General features: G+C 55.4%; 17 protein-coding genes and 1 tRNA gene. 7 read left to right on the top strand and 11 right to left on the bottom strand.

Translation table 11 applies throughout. The annotated features are described in order from the left end of the window. Positions 1-439: 439 nt before the first annotated feature. The 7 genes from IPP03_06975 to IPP03_06945 all read right to left on the bottom strand — a co-directional run bounded on the left by IPP03_06975 (position 440) and on the right by IPP03_06945 (position 6,399). Positions 440-1,348 carry a peptidoglycan-binding protein gene (locus IPP03_06975; protein MBL0352393.1) on the bottom strand — a complete coding sequence of 303 codons (909 nt, stop codon included), beginning with the start codon at positions 1,346-1,348 and terminating at the stop codon, positions 440-442. Between the two features lie 5 nt (positions 1,349-1,353). Continuing rightward, on the bottom strand, positions 1,354-1,926 hold the full coding sequence (locus IPP03_06970; GenBank protein MBL0352392.1) for a hypothetical protein: 573 nt from the start codon (positions 1,924-1,926) through the stop codon (positions 1,354-1,356). Between the two features lie 7 nt (positions 1,927-1,933). Further along, positions 1,934-2,575: a hypothetical protein gene (locus IPP03_06965; GenBank protein ID MBL0352391.1), complete on the bottom strand. Its 642-nt coding sequence runs from the start codon at positions 2,573-2,575 to the stop codon at positions 1,934-1,936. Positions 2,576-2,645: 70 nt separating this feature from the next. Further along, positions 2,646-3,383, bottom strand: a complete 738-nt coding sequence (locus IPP03_06960; protein MBL0352390.1) for a DUF2589 domain-containing protein — start codon at positions 3,381-3,383, stop codon at positions 2,646-2,648. A gap of 446 nt (positions 3,384-3,829) precedes the next feature. Further along, positions 3,830-4,426 (bottom strand): 2OG-Fe(II) oxygenase, encoded by a 597-nt coding sequence (locus IPP03_06955; GenBank protein MBL0352389.1) that lies wholly within the window; start codon positions 4,424-4,426, stop codon positions 3,830-3,832. After that, on the bottom strand, positions 4,423-5,019 hold the full coding sequence (locus IPP03_06950) for a hypothetical protein (GenBank protein MBL0352388.1): 597 nt from the start codon (positions 5,017-5,019) through the stop codon (positions 4,423-4,425). Before IPP03_06950 ends, IPP03_06955 begins: the two co-directional genes overlap by 4 nt. Before the next feature lie 543 nt (positions 5,020-5,562). After that, positions 5,563-6,399, bottom strand: a complete 837-nt coding sequence (locus IPP03_06945) for an alpha/beta hydrolase (GenBank protein ID MBL0352387.1) — start codon at positions 6,397-6,399, stop codon at positions 5,563-5,565. Between the two features lie 62 nt (positions 6,400-6,461). Between IPP03_06945 and IPP03_06940 the strand changes: the two genes are divergently transcribed. Beyond that, entirely contained in the window at positions 6,462-7,412 is a 951-nt protein-coding gene (locus IPP03_06940) for an MBL fold metallo-hydrolase (GenBank protein ID MBL0352386.1), read from the top strand. On the opposite strand, the gene corA is transcribed toward IPP03_06940, so the two are convergent. Both corA and tcdA read right to left on the bottom strand, forming a co-directional pair. Next, positions 7,409-8,467 carry a magnesium/cobalt transporter CorA gene (corA, locus tag IPP03_06935; protein ID MBL0352385.1) on the bottom strand — a complete coding sequence of 353 codons (1,059 nt, stop codon included), beginning with the start codon at positions 8,465-8,467 and terminating at the stop codon, positions 7,409-7,411. The two genes, IPP03_06940 and corA, sit on opposite strands and share 4 nt — an antisense overlap. A gap of 4 nt (positions 8,468-8,471) precedes the next feature. After that, positions 8,472-9,233, bottom strand: a complete 762-nt coding sequence (tcdA, locus tag IPP03_06930; protein ID MBL0352384.1) for a tRNA cyclic N6-threonylcarbamoyladenosine(37) synthase TcdA — start codon at positions 9,231-9,233, stop codon at positions 8,472-8,474. A 197-nt stretch (positions 9,234-9,430) separates the two neighbouring features. On the opposite strand from tcdA, the gene ispB reads away from it, so the two are divergent. The 6 genes from ispB (at position 9,431) to IPP03_06900 (ending at position 17,082) form a co-directional block, all read left to right on the top strand. Beyond that, the gene (ispB, locus tag IPP03_06925; protein ID MBL0352383.1) at positions 9,431-10,399 is read left to right on the top strand and encodes an octaprenyl diphosphate synthase; all 969 of its coding nucleotides are present in this window, start codon (positions 9,431-9,433) and stop codon (positions 10,397-10,399) included. An 18-nt stretch (positions 10,400-10,417) separates the two neighbouring features. Next, positions 10,418-10,494: transfer RNA gene (locus IPP03_06920), tRNA-Pro, on the top strand. A gap of 139 nt (positions 10,495-10,633) precedes the next feature. Then, positions 10,634-11,788, top strand: coding sequence for a site-specific integrase (locus tag IPP03_06915; protein ID MBL0352382.1), 1,155 nt, complete (start codon positions 10,634-10,636; stop codon positions 11,786-11,788). Positions 11,789-12,248: 460 nt separating this feature from the next. Beyond that, a complete protein-coding gene (locus tag IPP03_06910) occupies positions 12,249-15,041 on the top strand; it encodes a class I SAM-dependent DNA methyltransferase (GenBank protein MBL0352381.1) in 2,793 nt (930 codons plus the stop codon). Between the two features lie 36 nt (positions 15,042-15,077). Then, positions 15,078-16,145, top strand: coding sequence for a sensor histidine kinase (locus tag IPP03_06905; GenBank protein ID MBL0352380.1), 1,068 nt, complete (start codon positions 15,078-15,080; stop codon positions 16,143-16,145). 496 nt (positions 16,146-16,641) lie between these two features. After that, positions 16,642-17,082, top strand: coding sequence for a hypothetical protein (locus IPP03_06900; protein ID MBL0352379.1), 441 nt, complete (start codon positions 16,642-16,644; stop codon positions 17,080-17,082). 184 nt (positions 17,083-17,266) lie between these two features. Here IPP03_06900 and IPP03_06895 read toward each other — a convergent pair whose 3' ends face one another. Continuing rightward, entirely contained in the window at positions 17,267-18,313 is a 1,047-nt protein-coding gene (locus tag IPP03_06895) for a site-specific integrase (GenBank protein ID MBL0352378.1), read from the bottom strand. Next, positions 18,297-18,941 carry a hypothetical protein gene (locus IPP03_06890; protein ID MBL0352377.1) on the bottom strand — a complete coding sequence of 215 codons (645 nt, stop codon included), beginning with the start codon at positions 18,939-18,941 and terminating at the stop codon, positions 18,297-18,299. The genes IPP03_06895 and IPP03_06890 overlap by 17 nt, the downstream gene beginning before the upstream one ends. Positions 18,942-19,203: the final 262 nt, after the last annotated feature.

The raw sequence follows: 19,203 nt of genomic DNA, 5'->3' as shown, positions 1-19,203 counted from the left end.
CGTCACCACTCCCGATCTGGCTTCTAATTACCTGCCGTTCACGAATGCACACTATGCTCTAAAAGCCGCCATCTGTGATGCACTGGACATATTCGTTCGCGTTAGCCCATTGAATGTCGGCAGTTCAAAAATGCCAATGAGTCATTTCGACCCTCTGCTACCGGTCGAACCGTCGAAATGCTGGCAGCAAAGCCGACATAGGCAACCACTCCTCGGCGACCCTTCGGTTCGCAGTTCATGGCGAGTATGTGCTGCGGTTTCGGGGCCATTCGATGCCGACACCTGCATCAACGCTTCAGGCTGGCAATCTGGGCGATTTAACCGTATTGCGCAACGCAAATGCGCCCTACCTCGACTCAACAAATCCTTCGCATTGCCGCCTGACCTCCCTCGAGATCTTATCCTTCTGCATTGAGATTCCGGAGTAGTAGATCAGGTCCTACCTGTTCACTCCGTTCTTGAATTCCACGTGCACGTGGCTCTTTTCGTCGAAGACGAGGGTCGCGCCGAGACCCTTGCACAGAGACTTGATAGCGGCGTTCTCGCCTTCGATGTCGAGCGCATAGCCGGTACCGTGCTTGCTGGTGCCTGGCGGGGCCACGGGCGCGGCGGCCAGGTCGAAGGCGTGATCGCCCTTCTTACTCTTCTTCTTGAGCTTAGCGCTGTCTGTGAGCTTGCCAAAGGTCCGCTTCGCGCTCGACAGCGTCTTGTGCCGCTGGCGCGTGTCTTCGACGGACGAGCGGTCTTCAGGCTTGCCGATGGGACTGGTCGCGTAGCCGCTAGTTGGATCCGGCTTGCAGCCCATGAGGATGGAGCGAATGCCCTTGAGATCCTTCTTCTCGTCGTCCTTGAGCGGCAGGGTGAGGGAATGCTCCACCATCTGCAGCAGATATTCCCAGTGATAGTTCACCTTCCAGAACTGATCGGCGTCCGAGAGAAAGCCGGCGATGATCCTGGCGCGCACGTCGGTGAGGCGAGGAACGAGACCGTCGATGATGCGTGTTGTCAAAGCCGTCTCTTTCACCCGAGGGTCGACGCGCTCGGTGCGCGCCTGGCGGTCGGCCTTGCGTGTCTCCGTGTTCTCGCCGGTGCCGCGCTCGTTTCCTCCATTGCTCAGCTCGCGCAAGGTACGGCCCTCGGGGTCAACGCGTCCGTCCGGCGAATTCATGCCGAGGCAGCGCGCTTGGAATTGACGGATTGCCTCGATCGTCGACGACCCACTACGGCCATCCTCTTGAAGCTTGCGCAGCGGTGCGAGATCCCGCCGATTCAGGAGTTGCTGCACCAGGCGGACGTCGTCCTCGACGTTGTCCCCGTCCTGGCCGACCGACCCCTCGATCTTGTTCATGAGCCTTACCCTGGTCCAGTGGGCAGCATGCGATCCAGAAGAACCAGCGCGTCGTTGATCCCTACCAGCCCCTCCAGACGAGTCGCTCCACCCCCCAGGTCAGGATCCTCGGTCATCGCTCGCCAGATGGCTTTCAACATGTCGGAGTGGGTGTACACACTGTGTGCTGGCATTTGTGAGATCCCCTTTCGCTGTGCCACGGCCAAGATCTGTCGCATCAGCTTCTCGCCTTCGGCAACTCGCGCCGCATCCGCGGCGATCGCCTGAAAGATGGCCTCCGCTGCCTTTCGCAACACGTCCGCAGCGGCCGCCTCTTTGATCTTTCGCGCCGTGGTGCGCGCGCTGAACGCCATCCCAGTTGGGATGACCCCTCGCTCTGCAGAGATCAAGACCCCGCGGAGGGCGGCAACTTCGGCGGCAACTGGCAGTCGGTTGTTAATGAGGATCTGTTCGCCGTCCGTGAGCCATGTCTTCACGGAACTGATGAGGCTCATCTGCCGTTCTGCGAGCTCATGAATGAGCCCCGGAACCCGGAGAAGCACGCGCTGAATCTCTTCGAGATTCACGATGTTCAGCATGTCGGCACTACTCAGGAACCAGGCGAGTGCTGGTCTTACCCTGTGATTCGACCACGGACCATTCAAACGCCTCTTCTGAAATCGATAGATGAAGCTGCGCAAATAGCTCTTGTGGCCCCGACTCTCGCAATTCTGCGGTGGTGACCAAGACGGATAGCCGCGGCGGAGCGGTCCTCAGATTCAAGAACTCCTTCTGCACCGCGGTTTTGAGCTCGTCTGCCAATTTCTCCAGTTCAGCTGATTCGACTCTACGCTCTGAATTGCCCACCGCCTTCATGGCAGTCCGGACCAGCTCGTCGCCGAGGTGCACGATGCTGACCGAAACATAGGGCAGCCTGGCAGGGGTTGACGTTAGCTCGGCCAGCGCTTGATCGAGGGTGCTTCTCTCCAGGCCCGACAGTCTTATCCCAGCTCGCTCTAGGTGCAGGTCAAGGAGCTTGGCGAAACGCTCGCGCACAGCAGGAAGTGACACATCGCCTCTGGGTGAGTCGCCTGGCTTCGCCTCCTCCATATCTTTGATGACGACGGGGACGTTCAACGTCAGCGTTGGCAACCGAAAGTGAGGAACCGGCATGTGTCGGAGCAGCGGATGGCTCGCATACATTTCTGCCAGTCGTACAGCCTCCAGATCAGCCTGGACCCTTGCCATCGTGATCTCCGATAGCAAGTGCCCAATGTAGTCTCCCAGGTACGGCATTTTGGCTCCCCTGGCCCCACGCTTATGCGGGTCGTGATCTCATGTTGGCTTCGAGGATATCGAGCACTTTCGCCATTCCAGCGGGCATCTCGTCTTGCACGGCTCTGATGTGAACTGCCATCGAGTAGGTGCGCTGAACATTCGTGCCTTGCTGGGTGTTTCGTTGATATCCCACGGAGACGTTCAGCTTCGCGGATCCCCAGCCCCAGCCGGCCTTCGCCTCAAGGGACGCGTCGATCTTCAAGCTCTCGTCGATCTTCGTGTACTCGACGGAGTCGATCTTGGCATTGAAGTCGATCGTCACATCCTCGATTCGAAGGTAGGGAATCGGAAGCATGGTCAGGATCGGCACCTCGAGTTGCTGCGTCTCGTACACGGCTGGCGCAGCGGCTGCCGCCACGACTGCAGCCACTGCTGGCACCCCTGGCACCGCTGCTGCGGTGACGTTGCCCTGCGCGTCGCGCACTTCTGGAATGGCTGCTACCGCTGGGACGGCGGCAACGGCTCTGACTGCGGGGACATAGGGACTCATTTCCTTGGGGTACTTGAACTTGACGTAGATGGGATCGCCGGTCTCAGCATTCGTCGGATCCTGTCCATTCTGTCCGGCGGGAACTTGAAGCTTCTTGAAACCGACCTCCTTGATGAAGTTCACGGCGCTCATTGCCGCCTGCGCCTGGGCATTGACCGCCGCGATCAGCGGTCCTCCAAGCATCGAGGCGAAATCAATGGTGGATAGTTCTTGACCTGGTGTCGGCATGATCTCTCCTTTGGTTGAGCGAGTAACCTAGTCTTAATGCTTATGGGTGTCAAGCGAGCGTAATCTGCTCGGGGCGGTGGCAATCGTATTGGACCGAGGTGCCATCTGGTGCCCGTTGGGGCTGCCGGCCGATGGCTTGCACGCGAGGCGTTGTGACCTCGGACGGTCTCAAGCCCTTCACCGCATCTCAATCGCTCCGAGTGCCGCCTACCTGTGTGTGCCTGCCTCTGTGTGGCCACCTCGCTGTCCCCTCCAGCCTGGCGAACGTGAGATGAGACGCCGGGAAGTTTCCCGTAGCCACCGTCAGCTGATGGCCGGGAGCGCCTGTTGGGCAGGACTGCTCCATTGCGGTCATTGAACGGCAACTGTCTTTTCCGGGCGCCGAGGAACGTACGAGCCCAACTGCCCCATTCCGCCACAACCGAGCCTTGGTCACATAAGTAACCTTATCCCTTTTCCCTGACGCGAAACCACCCGGTTATGCTGCGCCGTTTGTTGTGCGCCATGAGGACTTCGTGCGGAAACGATTCACTGAGAAAGATGATCATGGTGCCGAAGCTTGGGCTAACGGTCGCGATGGCCGTTTCCCCTCTGGGCTCAAACAAGCGCAACTCCCCACCGTCGCCTGCTTGCCAGTGCTCGTTCAGGTAAAAAACCGTTGAAAGAATCCGGTTCCTAGAGCCGTGCAAGACGTCGGAATGCTTGGCGTAGCCTGTACCAGCCACATAGATGGCGTAATGGCATTCATAATCAAACAAGCCGAGAAATAGCGCCGAGTTCAGGCCGCTCCGCAGCGTTTCCATCCAAGCCAAGTAGGCGTGATCAATGCTATTGGTGTCGTCCAGCCAACTGATTACATCGCCACGCAATGGACTGAGGAGTTTCTTGGCTGAGCCTCGGCCAATCTGCGCTGCCTTAAACCTGAAGGAGCCATCATCCTGGCAGCGCGTAAAAAGCAAGTCAGTTAACGTTTTTTGCAGTGGGTCGTCTAAAACAATGTAGCCAACCCGCGTTAAATGGTCGGCGATTTCCTCAATATTCATTGAATCGCCAAATCAGCGTCGCCGCTTGCGGTATTCCGAATTGCCTCACGGTCGAAGTGGCGGGGTGCCAGTAACAATTGCGCCAGATGTTCGGGGTCGTTCGCTTTCATGTGCAAGGCAAAGGCTGCCAACTGCGGATCGTTAGCCGCTGCGAGCGCTTCGATCAGCGCCTTGGCGGCTTCGCGCGGATTTGCCCCGCCAACGACATGGGTCGGACTGTTCTTGTAGTGTGACAGTAGTTCTGCGCAATGCATCCGATAGAGCAGGCTGTTGCGCGGGAGCTCAAACTCCGCCTGTTTGGCTGCGATCTTCGCCTCCATTTCGGTGTCACTTTCCCGGTAATGTTCCTGCTGAGCCTCGCTCCAAGGTGGCTTGTCGCCATGCATGATGCGCAAGATTGCAAAAATGCCTTGGAGGATGATCTGTGAATGCGTGCTGGCATCGCGGAAAACATGAACCAGACCCTTGCCGTGACCTTCCTTGCCGGTGTAGCACATGTTCGCTGTGATCCGTCGTGGATTGAAGCGGAACTGTCGTGCGCAGGCGGAGGGCAGGAGAGCGAAGAGCTCATCGGTTTTTGCTGCGGTGCTCACGAGGAGATTCTTTCAGTCAGCCTTTGTCGCTGTGGGTGCAGCGCGGCCAGATAGCTGCTAAGAGCATACGCCACTCCGGTCATGTATCGGAATTGGTGTTGTAGGTGTACTTTGTTACCTGCCTTTCAGTCCGTGATGACCTGAAGGGCGGGATTGGGTCAGGATAACACATTGGCATTTTTGGATAGCGGCCGCTTGGATCGATTTCTCGCCCGAAGCTGACGAAGGTCTGGTCCACTCAAATTGCTGCCGCTCAGTTCGAGAATCCTGTTTCCCAGTTGCTGACACCCGTGATTGAGTGCTATGGGTCGATTAGCGACGGTCGGAGATATTTGGCGGGCTCGCAGTCTCAAGCTGGCGTTGTGTTCTGCAACATGGCAAATCGCGATCAATTATGGGTTGCTGTTCCCCTTTCCTTCAAGCGACATTCCCATTCCTGTCTTTGGCCGCAAACCGATGGCAGTCCAATCCGGAATGCGGCTTGCACGCCTTCCCCAGCGACTGCTGCGACTGCCTGGTCAACGCTGTTCCGGGCGGCGCCGTTCAGGACTCCGCGTCGATGAAGTGCAGCAGATCCCTGGCGAAACGTTCGCGTTGCCATTGGTGCGGCGAGTGATCGCTGCCTTCGTAGATGTGAAGGATGGCATTGGGGATTTCGCGGGCGACGTAGCGCGCCGTGTCGTTGCTGTAGAAATTGCTCTGGCCGCCATAGACGAGCATGGCCGGGATGTCGATCCGGCGCAGAACATCGCGGTAGTCGGCGGCGGTCAGGCTGGCCCAGCAGGCGATCAGCGGTGACGGGTCCTGGGCGCGTAGCGCCGAACGCGAACGTTCCCAACCGCTGGTGCCGGCCAGGTATTTCTCCCGGGCGCGCTCGTTGAGGCCGAACGCCGTCAGCTTGAGCACGCCTTCGGCGAAATCCTCGGCCAGCCAGGTCATCAGTTCGCGCGCCTTCTCCGGGCCGAAGTCGCCGTAGATTCCATGTTCCCAGCCCGGTTCGGTGAGCAGCTTCGGTGATTGGTCGATGATGCACAGCCGTGACAGGCGCCCGGTTCCGTAATCCCTGATGTACTGCCAGAGGGTCAGGGCGCCCATCGAGTGGCCGACCGCGACAACCTTGTCGAGCTCGTAGTGATCGAGCAGGTTGGCGAAATCCCGGGCCATCCGTTCCGCGGTCGGCGGATCGCCATTGTCCACCGGGTGGCCGCCGTGGCCGCGGGCGTCCCAGCGATAGACGCGGTGGCGCCGGTTGAGATCGTTGAGGAGCGGCGCCCACTCGTGGTGACTGGATGTCCAGCCATGCAGCATGACGATCGGCGGCCCCTCCCCGGAAACCCTGACATGAATTTTGGTGCCGTCGTTGGCGATGAAGTGGGACATTGGAGCGCTGTGCGTGGTGAGGCCGGCAGTATAATCCGGCCTTCAAAGTGGGGGATACCGGAATGTTCGACTGGCGGGATTACGGCAACGGCATCGTTGCTTTCGACGCGGGCTACGTGCGGCCGATTCTGGCCGCGATTCACATCGTCGTCGAGGACGGACGGGTGGCCTTCATCGATAGCGGCAGCAACGATGCCCTGCCCAACTCGCTGGCGATGCTGGACAGGCTGGGGTTGGATAGCGCCGCGGTCGACTACATCATCCTGACCCATATCCATCTCGACCACGCCGGCGGCGCCGGCAGCATGATGGCGGCCTTCCCCGGTGCCCGCCTCGTCGTCCATCCGCGCGGCGCCCGCCACATGGCCGAGCCAGACCGCCTGGTGGCCGGGGTCACCGCCGTCTATGGCGAGGAATACGTCCGGCGTGTCTACGGCGAGATCGTCCCGGTTCCCGCCGGGAGAATTCTCGCGGCGCCGGACGGCCAGGTGGTCTCGCTCGCCGGTCGCGACCTGCTGTGCATCGAGACCCCGGGACACGCCAGGCATCATATCTGCATCGTCGATCGCCGGACCGGCGGGATCTTCAGCGGCGACACGTTCGGGCTTTCATATCGCGAGCATGATGTCGGAGGGCGCGCCTTCATCTTCCCCACGACCACGCCGACGCAGTTCGACCCGGCAGCCATGCATGCCTCGATCGACCGCCTGATCTCGCTCACACCCGAGGCGATCTACCTGACCCATTACAGCCGGGTGCGCGATGTGGCCGAATTGGGGGCCGATCTCCACCGGCGGCTCGACGCGATGGTTGCCATCGCCCGGGGCGTGACGGGATCGGGCGCGCCGCGCCACGAAGCGCTGAAAGCTGAACTGACCCGCTACCTGCTCGCCGAACTGCGCGCACATGGCTGCCCGCTGCCCGAAGGGCGTACGCTCGAGATCTGGGAAGTCGATCTCGAACTCGACGCTCAGGGACTCGCGGTCTGGCTGGATTCCCGACAGCCAGCCTAACGGCGGCGCCAGAACAAGACGAGCATGATGGCGGCGATGGCCAGCATCAGGCCTGTTGCGTAGTAGAAGCCGGCGGGGCGCTCGAGCCAAGGCATGAAATGGAAGTTCATCCCGAAGATTCCGGCCAGCAGCGTGGCCGGCATGAAAATGGTGGCGACCACGGTCAGCGCCCTGACTTCGAGATTCACCCGGTTGCTGACCGTCGACAGATGGACATCGAGCAGCCCGGTCGCGAGTTCGCGCAGGTCGTCCAGTGATTCGACGATATGCACGGAGTGGTCATAGACATCGCGCAGATAGACCTGGATTTCCGGCCCGAAGAAATGCGCGTGCTCGCGATGCAGGCTGCCGAGAAGTTCACGCAACGGATAGACGTTGCGGCGTAGCCGGGAAACGCAGCGCTTGAACTGGTGGATCTTTTCGGGAACCTGCTGACCGGCGCGTTCGAGAATATCGGCCTCCAGGTTCTCCGAATACTCGTCGAGCTGCTCGATAACGGCGAAGTAGCTGTCGACCACCGCATCGATCAGCGAATAGGCCAGCATGTCGGGAGCCGCGCCGCGCAGGTTTCCGCGGTCGCAGCGCAGGCGCTGGCGTACCGGCTCGAAGGTCCGCGATGGGCGTTCCTGAAAGCTGAGGAGATAATCCGGCCCGATGACCAGGCTGATCTGGTCCTGCACGACGTCGAGCGGCTCGCTGGTGATCTCATAGCGGTGCAGGACGACGTAGAGATAGTTGTCGTAGGCATCGATCTTCTGCCGCTGGTCGTTGTTGAGAATATCTTCGAGGACCAGCGGGTGCCACTGGAACGCAGCGCCGATGGCCGCGAGGTCCGCCGCAACCTGGAGTCCATAGACGTTGCCCCACAGGGTCGAGTTCTCTCGCCGATAGGCAACCAGGGCGGCGGCATCCGGCATTTCGGCCTCGCTCAGCGCCTCCGGGCCGAAGTCGATGACCGATATTCCAGGCGTTGCAGTCTTGATTTCGCCGATGTGAACCAGTGAGCCCGGCGCCAGGCCAGCCTTGAGTGACCGCGGCTTATTCAGCTTTCGGATGTGCTTACCTCGTCAATAGTTGAATGGCGTGCGCAGCGGCGGCCATGCCGAAGACCGAGGTCACGCAGACCGACGATCCGAATCCGGCACAGCTGAGTCCCACCGGCCCCGCCGCCGCGTCGCAGCTTTCCCGAACGGCGGGGTAGCGCAGGGCTTCGGTCGAGAAGATCGTGGCGACCCCGAATTTTTTTTTGGTGTCGCGCGGGAAACCGTATTCGCGGCGCAAGAGCGAACGAACCCTGGCGAGCAGGGGGTCCTGCACGGTCAATGCAAGATCGCTGATGCGCACCTGGGTCGGATCAGTCTGCCCGCCGGCGGCGCCGGCCACGACGATGGGAATGTGGTGGCGCCGGCAGTGGGCGATCATCGCCGCCTTGGCGCGCGCCTGGTCGATGGCGTCGATCACGACATCGAAGTGCGGCTGCAGCAGCTCGGCCACGTTTTCTGGCGTCACGAAATCCTCGATGCCGGTGACCCGGCAGTCGGGATTGATGGCGCGGATGCGCTCGGCCATCGCGTCGACCTTGGCCTTGCCGTAGATGTCGCCCAGGGCATGAATCTGGCGGTTGGTGTTGGATTCCGCCACCATATCGAGGTCGACCGCGGCAAGCCGGCCAATGCCTGTTCGGGCGAGCGCTTCCAGCGCCCACGAACCGACGCCGCCGACACCGACGACGCAGACGCTGGCATTTTTCAGTTTCTCTGCCGCTTCCGTCCCATAAAGGCGGGCGACGCCACCGAAGCGGCGGTCGTAATCAGCCTCCACGGGTCTTCGCAGTCGGTGGACGGCGCCTGCCTTGTGCCTGTCCGTATCGGGCCATGTTAAATTGTTGCGGTCGGGTCATTTCCGGGTAAGTTTATCCGAAAGCGCTGGTTGTGCAGAAGGCGGCATGCTGAATTGCCGGCTTGACGACCTGTCAGCCCGCGCCTAACATTCCGCGCTTACTTCAAAACAGGCGCAATGTGACCCTGGAACACCTTTACGCCCTGATCGGGGCCGACATGAAGGCCGTCGATGCCGTCATCCGCGACCGTCTGCATTCCGAAGTCGTGCTCGTCCGCCAGGTTGCGGAGTACATCATCGGCAGTGGCGGCAAGCGCATGCGGCCGGCGCTCGTCCTGTTGGCGGCCGGCGCCATGGGTTATGCAGGCCGGCATCATCATGACCTAGCGGCGGTCGTCGAATTCATCCATACGGCGACCCTGCTTCACGATGACGTGGTCGATGGGTCCGACCTGCGGCGCGGACGCAATACCGCCAATGCCATGTTCGGCAACGCCGCCAGTGTCCTGGTAGGTGATTTCCTTTATTCGCGTGCCTTCCAGATGATGGTCGAGGTCGACGACATGCGCGTCATGCGCGTCCTCTCCGATGCCACCAACGTGATAGCCGAAGGCGAAGTGCTGCAACTCATGAATTGCCACGATGCCGACGTCGACGAGGAGCGCTACCTGCAGGTTATCCGCTACAAGACGGCCAAGCTGTTCGAGGCCGCCGCGCAACTCGGCGCCATCCTGGGCGGCGCCGCGCCCGATGTGGAAAGGGCGCTGGCCGACTACGGCATGCATCTGGGAACGGCTTTTCAGCTGGTCGATGACGTGCTCGACTATTCCGGGCTGGAGGGTGATACCGGGAAGCATCTCGGCGACGATCTGGCCGAAGGCAAGCCGACCTTGCCGCTAATCTACGTGCTGCGGAACGGAACACCGGAGCAGTCGGCTTGCGTGCGGCGGGCGATCGAGGAGGGGGGGCGCGACGATTTTGCCGCCGTGCTGGCTGCCATCCAGACGAGTGGCGCACTTACCCATGCGCGCCGCCAGGCGGCGCACGAGGCCGAACTTGCAAGAGCGGCAATCAGCAACCTGAACGATACAAATTATCGGAAAGCTCTGCTACAATTGACTGTCTTTGCAGTCGAGAGAGACCACTAGGAACTTCTCGCAAGGTATCGGAGTGTAGCTCAGCCTGGTAGAGCACTGCGTTCGGGACGCAGGGGTCGCAAGTTCGAATCCTGTCACTCCGACCATAGCAAAGTAAGGACAAAGCCCTGATTATTCAGGGCTTTTTTCTTTTCTGTCTTGCATCCATCGAAACTCGAATTTGTCAATTTGTCGTAAAATTGTCGTAGCGGCAGTTTTGCGTCGTTCAAAAATCGGAGTTACGACGTGGCATACATCAAAAGGATGGAAAGCAAGCGCACCGGCCAGGTTACGTGGAAAGCGGAAATCCACGTAAATGGCGTGCGAGACTGGGATACATTCGACACGCAAGCGGAAGCGAAGGCGTGGGCCGCAGACATTGAAACGCAGTTGCGCAAGGGAACCTATAGAGACACGTCAGACGCGCAGAAAAAAACGCTTGCAGACGTACTTACATCGTTTCGTGACGAAGAGGCAACGGATAGACGCACTAAGCGTGCGAGCAAAGCGGAAATCTATCGAATCGATAAGCTGCTGCAGTACGATATTTGCAAGAAAAAACTTTCTGAGTTGAAGCGTTCAGACGTAAAAAGCTGGAAAGAAACCCGAAGTAAAGAAAAAAACCAGCAAGGTAATCCACTCTCCGCATCCACGATTTCAAGAGAAATCGACATCTTTCGTTCGTGTATCGAATATGCAAGAGACGAAGATGATGGCCTTGGAATTTTTCTACATGAAAATGTCTTTTCAGTCGGTCGGCGCAGACGGAATAAAAAACCAGTCAAAGTAAAGCGCGAACGTATTTTTTCAAAAGAAGAAAAGCAAGCATTGCTCAAAGCGATTGAGAAATGCAGAAATCCGCAAATGCGGCTTGCTTTCAACTTTGCAATTGAAACCGCATTGCGAAAAGCAGAGCTTGTCGCCCTTAAAATGGAGGACTGGCTATATCCTGAGCCACTTCTTTATATTGAACGCGTTGAAGACTTGCCCGATGAAAAAACGGGGGAGCGCGTTTTTGTCGATGGAACAAAGAACGGGAGAAAAGCATATATTCCGCTTACACCACCTGCCATCGAAATTTTGCGCTCTTTGCGTAAGGGAAAGAAGAAGGGTGAAATGTATTTCGACAAGCTGAATTACAACAGCTTGTCTTGCTCTTGGAAGCGTGTTCAAAAACGCTCAGGCGTCGTTGATTTTCGCTGGCATGACTTGAGGCATGTGGCAGCAACGAAAGCTGCCTCAGAGTTGCATGATCCGCACCAAGTGATGAAGGTTGCACGCCATTCGAATATCCAGCAATCTTCAGAGTATGTTCATGCTGATTTGATAGAAATCGCAAAAAAACGTGCGGCTGCACACGAGCGCCGCGTTAAAGAAGGTCGGCTTGACGATCCGATTTAAGAATTTACCCTCCGCCGAGGGCTAAAACCCAAGTGCTGATATAGCATCGCATGTTGAAGTCTCCAGTTCCGACAACACGTTCCGACAACGTTTTTTGCTTCGCAAAATCCCGCGTCGGAATCCTGCATCGGAAGCTTCAACTTTCAAAATGCTTCCACTAGATTTTGAAGTCAAAAGCAGTGGAGGGGCACAGTCGTGCCAGTAACTATTATGATTGAGCTTATGGGTTCGATATTTGGTTCTCTGCCTTCAGAGCGCAAGCTCCCCCTATGGTTTTGACTTGAAAAGCGGTTTGTCGCTGCTCAAAACTTCGAAGGTGCTTCCGACCCCCGAAGGGAAGTCGGATCACTGAAGAATTTTGACGCTGCGAACGGGATCAGCAGATTTCAGCTAGTTCTGTTTCCGGCCTTTGCTGTAACGCCTTACAATCGTTGGCTATTACAAATCCATAAAAACCACGATGACGCCCGCCGAATTTATTGCCAAGTGGCAACACAGCACCCTTTCCGAAAAAGCAGGTGCACAAGCCCATTTCCTTGACCTCTGCGAAATGCTCGGCGTCGAGAAGCCCGGCGACCCAGACAACTATTGTTTTGAACGCGGCGCAACACGCACGGGAGCGGGGCATGGTTGGGCGGACGTGTGGAAACGTCATTTCTTCGGATGGGAAAATAAAGGGCCGGGCGCTGATTTGAGCAAGGCACTCAAACAGCTAATGACCTATGCCTTGGCGCTCGACAATCCGCCGCTGCTTGTTGTCTGTGACCGTCTACTGATTCAGATTCATACCCACTTCACCGGGGCACCTTCTGAGGTGCACACCATCCGAATTGAAGACATTGGAGAACCGGCCAATCTTGAAAAATTGCGCTGGATATTCACTGCGCCGGAAAAATTTCGGCCCGGTCGAACAGTGCAAGATGTCACAGCAGAAGCGGCGGGGCGCTTCGCGCAAATCGCGCAGGCATTGACCGGGCGTGGTCATGAGCCGCAGAAGGTGGCGCATTACCTGATTCAATGTTTGTTTGCGATGTTTGCTGAAGATGCTGACCTGTTACCAGACAAGATTTTCGAGCGGATTTTGGCGAAAAGTGCCAACGCGCCCGAGAAGGTGTCTGCCCGCCTGGGCGACCTTTTTAAATCCATGCAGGCCGGTGGTGAATTCCTTCTTGAAGACATCAATTATTTCAATGGCGGACTGTTCGCCGTTGTCGAACCGTTACCACTTGAAGCTAGCGAAATTGCCGAACTACATGCAGCGGCAAAAATGGATTGGTCGCATATCGAGCCATCTATTTTTGGCACGCTGTTTGAGCGCGGCCTTGATCCTGCCATGCGTTCGCAGCTTGGCGCGAACTACACAGACCCCGCCACTATTGCCAAACTGATTGATCCGGTGGTGACTCGTCCGCTTTCTGACGAGTGGGAGGCGGCAAAGCTAGTGATTACTGCCGCGATGGAAAAATATCATGCCGGGGGAAAGGGTTCCCAGTCTGCCTATAAGACCGCACAAGAAACTTTCCTGCTCTATATCGAGCGCCTGAAAAATTTCCGCGTGCTTGATCCGGCCTGCGGTTCCGGGAATTTTCTATATCTTGCGCTTCGCGCATTAAAAGACCTCGAACACCGCGCAAACCTAGATGCAGAAGCCATCGGCTTGCATCGACAGTTGACCATTGAAGTGTCACCGGCCAACGTCCTCGGCATCGAGTTGAATAGTTACGCGGCAGAACTGGCGCGGGTCACTGTCTGGATTGGTGAAATTCAATGGATGCTGCGGCATGGTTACGACATCCGGCGCAATCCGATTCTTGCCACACTGGATCACGTCGAATGCCGTGATGCGATTCTCGGCCCGGAAGGGGCCGATTCGCCGTGGCCTGCCTGCGATGTCATCGTCGGCAATCCGCCGTTTCTAGGCAATAAAAAGATGCTGACTGAACTGGGTCAGGTAACGACTGAAGCCATCCGAAATCTGTTCAAAGGTCGTTTGCCGGGTGGTGTCGATCTGGTGATTTATTGGTTTGAACGTGCGCGTGCACATATTGATAGCGGCAACTGCCAGCGTGCCGGATTGGTTTCTACGCAAGCCATCCGCAAGGGTTCAAATCGTGCGGTCCTTGAACGCATCGTCGCCGCCATGCCGATTTTTACGGCTTGGCGTGATGAACCTTGGGTGAATGATGGCGCTGCGGTTCGTGTGTCGCTGGTTGCCTTTGGGAAGGGCGGCAAGCCGCACATTGACGGCGAGGAAGTCACAGGCATTCAAGCTGATCTATCGCCGTTGTCGGGTGGGTTCGATTTGACGGAAGCCAAGCCGCTACCTGAAAACGCAGGTATCGCGTTTCAGGGGCCGGTCAAAGTCGGGGCTTTTGACATTCCCGGCGATACCGCCCGCGCCTGGCTAAAGTTACCGAACCCGAATGGCAGGCCGGGGGCCGATGTTTTGCGGCCTTGGGCCAATGGTCAGGACTTGGCCGGTCGGCCATCAGATACATGGATTATTGATTTCGGCGTCGATATGCTGGAAACGGATGCGGCACTGTATGAAGCACCTTTTGCGCATGTTCAGGAACACGTCAGGCCGATGCGCGAAGCGGGGCGGCGAGAAGGCCGGAAACGCTTTTGGTGGCGGCACGGGGAAACGGTGCCAGCTTTACGGCGGACAATGAACGGGCTTTCGCGTTACATCGCCACACCACGCGTTGCCAAGCATCGTTTTTTTGTCTGGTTGCCGGTCGCCGTTTTACCCGACTCCCGGCTATATGCCATCTGCCGCGACGACGATTTCACTTTCGGCGTCCTGTCCTCCCGCCTGCATGAAGTCTGGGCGTTGGCGAATGCCTCCCGGCACGGCGTCGGCAATGATCCAACCTACAACGCCGGTGATTGCTTCGAGACTTTCCCCTTTCCACAAGCAAGCGAGACAGCAAAAGCGGCTATCGCCGAAGCGGCAAAGAAACTCGATGACATGCGCACGCGCTGGTTGTTTCCTGCGGAATGGGTTGATTGTGTTCCAGAAATTGTCGCCGGGTTCCCTGAACGGCGAGTACCGAAAACGGGCCATGAAGCTGCCTTAAAGGCGCGAACCATGACGAACCTGTACAACGCTCCACCGGCATGGCTTATTCAGCACCATCAGGCGCTGGATAAGGCCGTTGCAGAAGCCTACGGGTGGACAGACTTCTCCGAAGAGATGACTGATGGGGAAATTCTTCAACGGATTGTGGCTCTGAATTCAGAGCGCCGTTAATGCATTTGATAAAGCTTGGTAAGTTTGAGTAAATTTATGACACAAGTCGTTATTCCAATTCCGGCATCACTAGATTTGCCTTCGGCGCTCGATTTTTCAGTTTTCTTGTCAAAGATAGAAAGAGCGGACGAATACGTTTTTGATTTCTCTCGCACCCGCACAGTTGAACCGTTTCCCATGCTTCTCGTTTCGAGTGAGATTCAGCGTCTTGCCATGCGGTTTGAGGGCACAAATACGGCTTGTAGTAATTTCAAACATATGACCTACGCGGGTCATATGGGCTTCTTTCAGGCTTTTGGCTTGGAGTTTGGCAAAGCTCCAGGGGAGGCTAATGGGAGCAAGCGATATATCCCGCTAAAAATATTCCATTGCGATGATCTTATAAAGGCGGCAGCAGCAAAGGGGATTGAAGTAGGTGATGAAGTTGAGGGCGAAAGCCAGCACATGGCAGCGATGCTGTGTGGTTCGGATTCTGGCGCCGTTTTTGACACGCTGACTTACTCTGTAAGAGAGTTGATGCGTAACGTCGTCGAGCATAGCGAAGCTAAACAATTTGGGATTTGTGCACAGTATTGGCCGACGAAGGGAAGAGTGGAGGTTGCAATTCTGGATCGTGGTATCGGCCTGCGAGAGAGCTTAAAGAACAATCCTCACCTGGATGTGACTGATGATAAAAGAGCTATCAATTACGCGCTAATGCCTGCCGTTTCCGGTAAGGCATTTAAGGGTGCGAGGCAAAAGCAAAAGGGGCCGTGGGCAAACTCTGGTTTCGGTCTTTATATGACAAGTCGGATTTGTCGAAATGGTGGAACGTTCTTCGTTGCCAGCGGTGATAAGGGAATGTTGTTAACAAAAAAAACCGAGGCGAAGCGTTATTTTGATTCAGCCTTTCAAGGCACCGCGATTCGTATGGTTGTTCGGACAGATCAGTTATCAGAACTTCGGGATGCTTTAGAGAAATATCGCAATGAAGGGTATGAAATTCAGCGACGATATAAAGAGATCGTCAGTATTGACCCTTCATCCGCTTCGCTCATGCTTTCAGAGGACTTTGATCTTGGCGTTTGGGAGCGGTTGTTGAACAAGCTCAAAACGAAGCTTTGAGCTTGTTGGGCGAGCTTCACGGAAATTGCCGCCGGGTTCCCTGAACGGCGAGTGCCGAAAACGTGCCATGAAGCCGCCTTAAAGGCGCGAACCATGACGAACCTGTACAACGTTCCCTGCGTCGCTTATTCAGCACCATGAGGCGCTGGATAAGGCTGCGAACGTTTACGGTTGAACTGACTATTCACCGACAACAGCCGATTGTGAAATATTGCGTCGTTTGAGCAAATTGAATACAGAACGATTATAGATTGCAGTTTAATCCATATGGGGTATTGACATATTTGTTGATTTATGATGGAATCGTACTTGCTGGATGTTTGTAGCGGTGCGATATTGCAAGGGACTCTGCCTCTATATCGTTGTTTGACGACGCAAACAGTTCTTTATTAGAGTTCCGATTTATTAAGGACGTACTACACCTCAGCGGCTAAATGTACGTTGCAAACGGTCAATAAATTTGGCTTTTTATGCAACTATATTTATGAGGTTAGACATGACGAATAAACAACTATTCGCAAAAATCCGTATTAGCAGCAAGTACTTTTGGCAAAATGAATATGCTCTTCAAAAGGGCCAAAAATTGCCATTTCCGGTCACTTTGAAAGAAAAAACCCCGCATGGTTATGAGGTTTTTGGCGGACTTGGGGGGCAATATCACCGTAAGGACGTTCACTTGTTCGTCATCGAAAACGGTGAATATGTTTGCGTTGATGAGCCTGCGGGCGAATTAGTTGTCCAACTTAGCGCCAAGCTCAAGCGAACCAGTCTCAATTTTTCTGACAACGAACTGGCAAAAAATGACCCGCGCTTTGGTCTTCCTTTCCCAGTTTGCATCGTACCCGATGCTGACTATAAGGAAGTGGTGCGCGGTGGTCCGCGTGACTATAGACTCGACGAAGTTACGTTGTTTGTCGATTGTCTAAAAATCAGTTAATTCAATCTTAATGCTATTGTGTTTTTCCATCTTCTTCCGATGGCGGCATTTGACGCCAAAAAATAGGAAGAAGATGGCGGTGGTCAGATCAAGTCCCGAAGGGGCTTGTTCTGATTCGCGTAGCGAAAACCGTGCTTTTGCGTTCGTTGAAATCCGATGAGGATTTGTGCGAACGTGTTCGGCTTTAGCCGAACCTTGGTTTTGGTGTCGAGCCACTAATGCCAGTTGGAGAACGCGAAGTGTCTCGAACTGGCATGCTGGCACGAACGCCGAGAATTGCGGTGGCGTTGTTGCTGCGCTGGGAGCACATGCCATACACCTGCTGCGACCTGCTCGCACGATGCCCGAGTACTTGCGCGATTCCTTCGGCATCAATGCCGCTGGCTTTCAAAGACGATGCAACGGCATGACGCAGCGAGTACGGCGAGATGGTCGAGCGCATGCGCGGAAAAGCTTTCTTTCCCGCTTTGCGAACAGCATCACAAAATCGTTTGGCATTGTTTTGTATAGTGACCTTGCCACCTTCAGTTAGCGCGGCGAGATATTGAGCCGATTTGCTGTCGAGAGAGACAAGAATGACGCGTTCCGGTTGTCCTCTTTGCTTACCGATTTTTGCGCCTTTGATCGTTATTTCCAAGCCGTTTTCGCACTGTTTGACTGAAACGCCATTTTCAATTTCTGCTGGTCGTGCGCCCGTTAAAAATGAAATAGTGTAAGCAGCACGGTATTTCGGTGTGATTGCATTGAATAAACAGTTTGACCAGTCTGGGCGCTTAAGAAGCGCACTCAGTCCAGCGCGTTTTGATTTTGATTCGGCTTTCCACCCCGCTGATTCTTTTTCTTGCCGAACATCATTCCAGCAGCGACCAGTGCTGCCGACCACGTGATTTTGCCGCTCGGAATCAGGAGGGTAAGAGCGGAATATTGATGAAATGCGCTCGATTTCGAGCAAGGCAGATTGCCATTCGTCAGAGCCAAAAACTGATTTGTCACGGTCACGAAGGGCATTGCGTGCTTGATTGGCACAAACGTACATTAAAGCCGCTCGGCGCAAAAAATAGCCGGAACGACTTGTTGCATCAGCAGGGGTTTGATTGTCGCGCAACATGCGAGCGTAAATTTTTTCATACTCAACAATAGTTGAAGGTTGGATGCCCTTGGCAACATTTGAAACAGACTTGCGCAGTTCTGCAACCAACAAAAATTCTTCGCTCCTATCTGTTGAAATCATGGCTACCTCCTGTTGATGCAGAGGGCTTCAACTCAAGCCCCGCAAAGCCACTGGAGCCTTCACCATCGCTTTTCCCGCCTTTCCCTGATTTGGCTTTTGACGAGCTTTGTGGACGAAGCGAATAGAGTTTTTGAAATTTTTCAAGAAGCTCGCTGTATTCGATATTGCCTGCGATCCGGGGCGTTAGACAGGTGAGCCAATGCCCTCCAGCATGTGGCTCAAACTCCCAGTCTTGGCCGATTTCTAGTTCAGGATCAGGCGGCAACGCATCAAATTTTTCTAAGTACAGTTCCATGTACTGTTTTGCATGGAAACATCGCTTTATTTTTGATTTTTTCAAGAAATAAAAGCGCGGTGTGAAGTCACTTTCTATTCTCCAAAAAAATGCGGTATCAGTTGATTCGGCAACAAATATTGCTCGACATGAATTAAAGCCCGCAGGCTCGATTGAGAATTTTTGGCCGCACGACAGTACGTGGGCTTCGATTGATTTCATCAAATCGAAAGCCTCGTCGGACATGTTTGGGAAAGATTTGGGTTGTTCTATTGCTGCCGGTTTGGATAAGGAAAATATTGATGAATTGATAAAGTCTGTGACGGCCTTAATTGATTTGTTGATTAAATCCATATTGATCTCCGTGAAGTTGCTATATTTATATTAATTGCAAATTCATTGAGTTCTGTCAATCAAATAACAGGATTTATATTATTTTGATATTCTGCGCCGTATCGATGATGGGCGGAATAATATTCAAACTAAGGCCATTATTTCTTGATTCTAGATGGGTGTATTTGAAAGCTGGATGTAGCGTTCGGATTTTGTAAATAATTGATTCTAGGCGGTTTGTATCGATGGTTGAGTTTGGTATGGGTATATGTCTGGAATGGTT

The organism is Candidatus Dechloromonas phosphoritropha, from assembly GCA_016722705.1.
Taxonomy (GTDB): Bacteria; Pseudomonadota; Gammaproteobacteria; order Burkholderiales; family Rhodocyclaceae; genus Azonexus; species Azonexus phosphoritrophus.
The sequence above is the reverse complement of the archived record's forward strand: the minus strand, read 5'-3'. Positions and strand labels throughout refer to the sequence as shown.

Excerpts from the sequence above, each read along its gene's own strand:
- IPP03_06890 (MBL0352377.1), bottom strand. The coding sequence starts at position 18,941 with ATGGATTTAATCAACAAATCAATTAAGGCCGTCACAGACTTTATCAAT.
- IPP03_06945 (MBL0352387.1), bottom strand. The coding sequence starts at position 6,399 with ATGTCCCACTTCATCGCCAACGACGGCACCAAAATTCATGTCAGGGTT.
- IPP03_06895 (MBL0352378.1), bottom strand. The coding sequence starts at position 18,313 with ATGATTTCAACAGATAGGAGCGAAGAATTTTTGTTGGTTGCAGAACTG.
- IPP03_06960 (MBL0352390.1), bottom strand. The coding sequence starts at position 3,383 with ATGCCGACACCAGGTCAAGAACTATCCACCATTGATTTCGCCTCGATG.
- IPP03_06975 (MBL0352393.1), bottom strand. The coding sequence starts at position 1,348 with ATGAACAAGATCGAGGGGTCGGTCGGCCAGGACGGGGACAACGTCGAG.
- IPP03_06910 (MBL0352381.1), top strand. The coding sequence starts at position 12,249 with ATGACGCCCGCCGAATTTATTGCCAAGTGGCAACACAGCACCCTTTCC.
- IPP03_06900 (MBL0352379.1), top strand. The coding sequence starts at position 16,642 with ATGACGAATAAACAACTATTCGCAAAAATCCGTATTAGCAGCAAGTAC.
- IPP03_06940 (MBL0352386.1), top strand. The coding sequence starts at position 6,462 with ATGTTCGACTGGCGGGATTACGGCAACGGCATCGTTGCTTTCGACGCG.
- IPP03_06955 (MBL0352389.1), bottom strand. The coding sequence starts at position 4,426 with ATGAATATTGAGGAAATCGCCGACCATTTAACGCGGGTTGGCTACATT.
- IPP03_06905 (MBL0352380.1), top strand. The coding sequence starts at position 15,078 with ATGACACAAGTCGTTATTCCAATTCCGGCATCACTAGATTTGCCTTCG.
- IPP03_06965 (MBL0352391.1), bottom strand. The coding sequence starts at position 2,575 with ATGGCAAGGGTCCAGGCTGATCTGGAGGCTGTACGACTGGCAGAAATG.
- IPP03_06970 (MBL0352392.1), bottom strand. The coding sequence starts at position 1,926 with ATGCTGAACATCGTGAATCTCGAAGAGATTCAGCGCGTGCTTCTCCGG.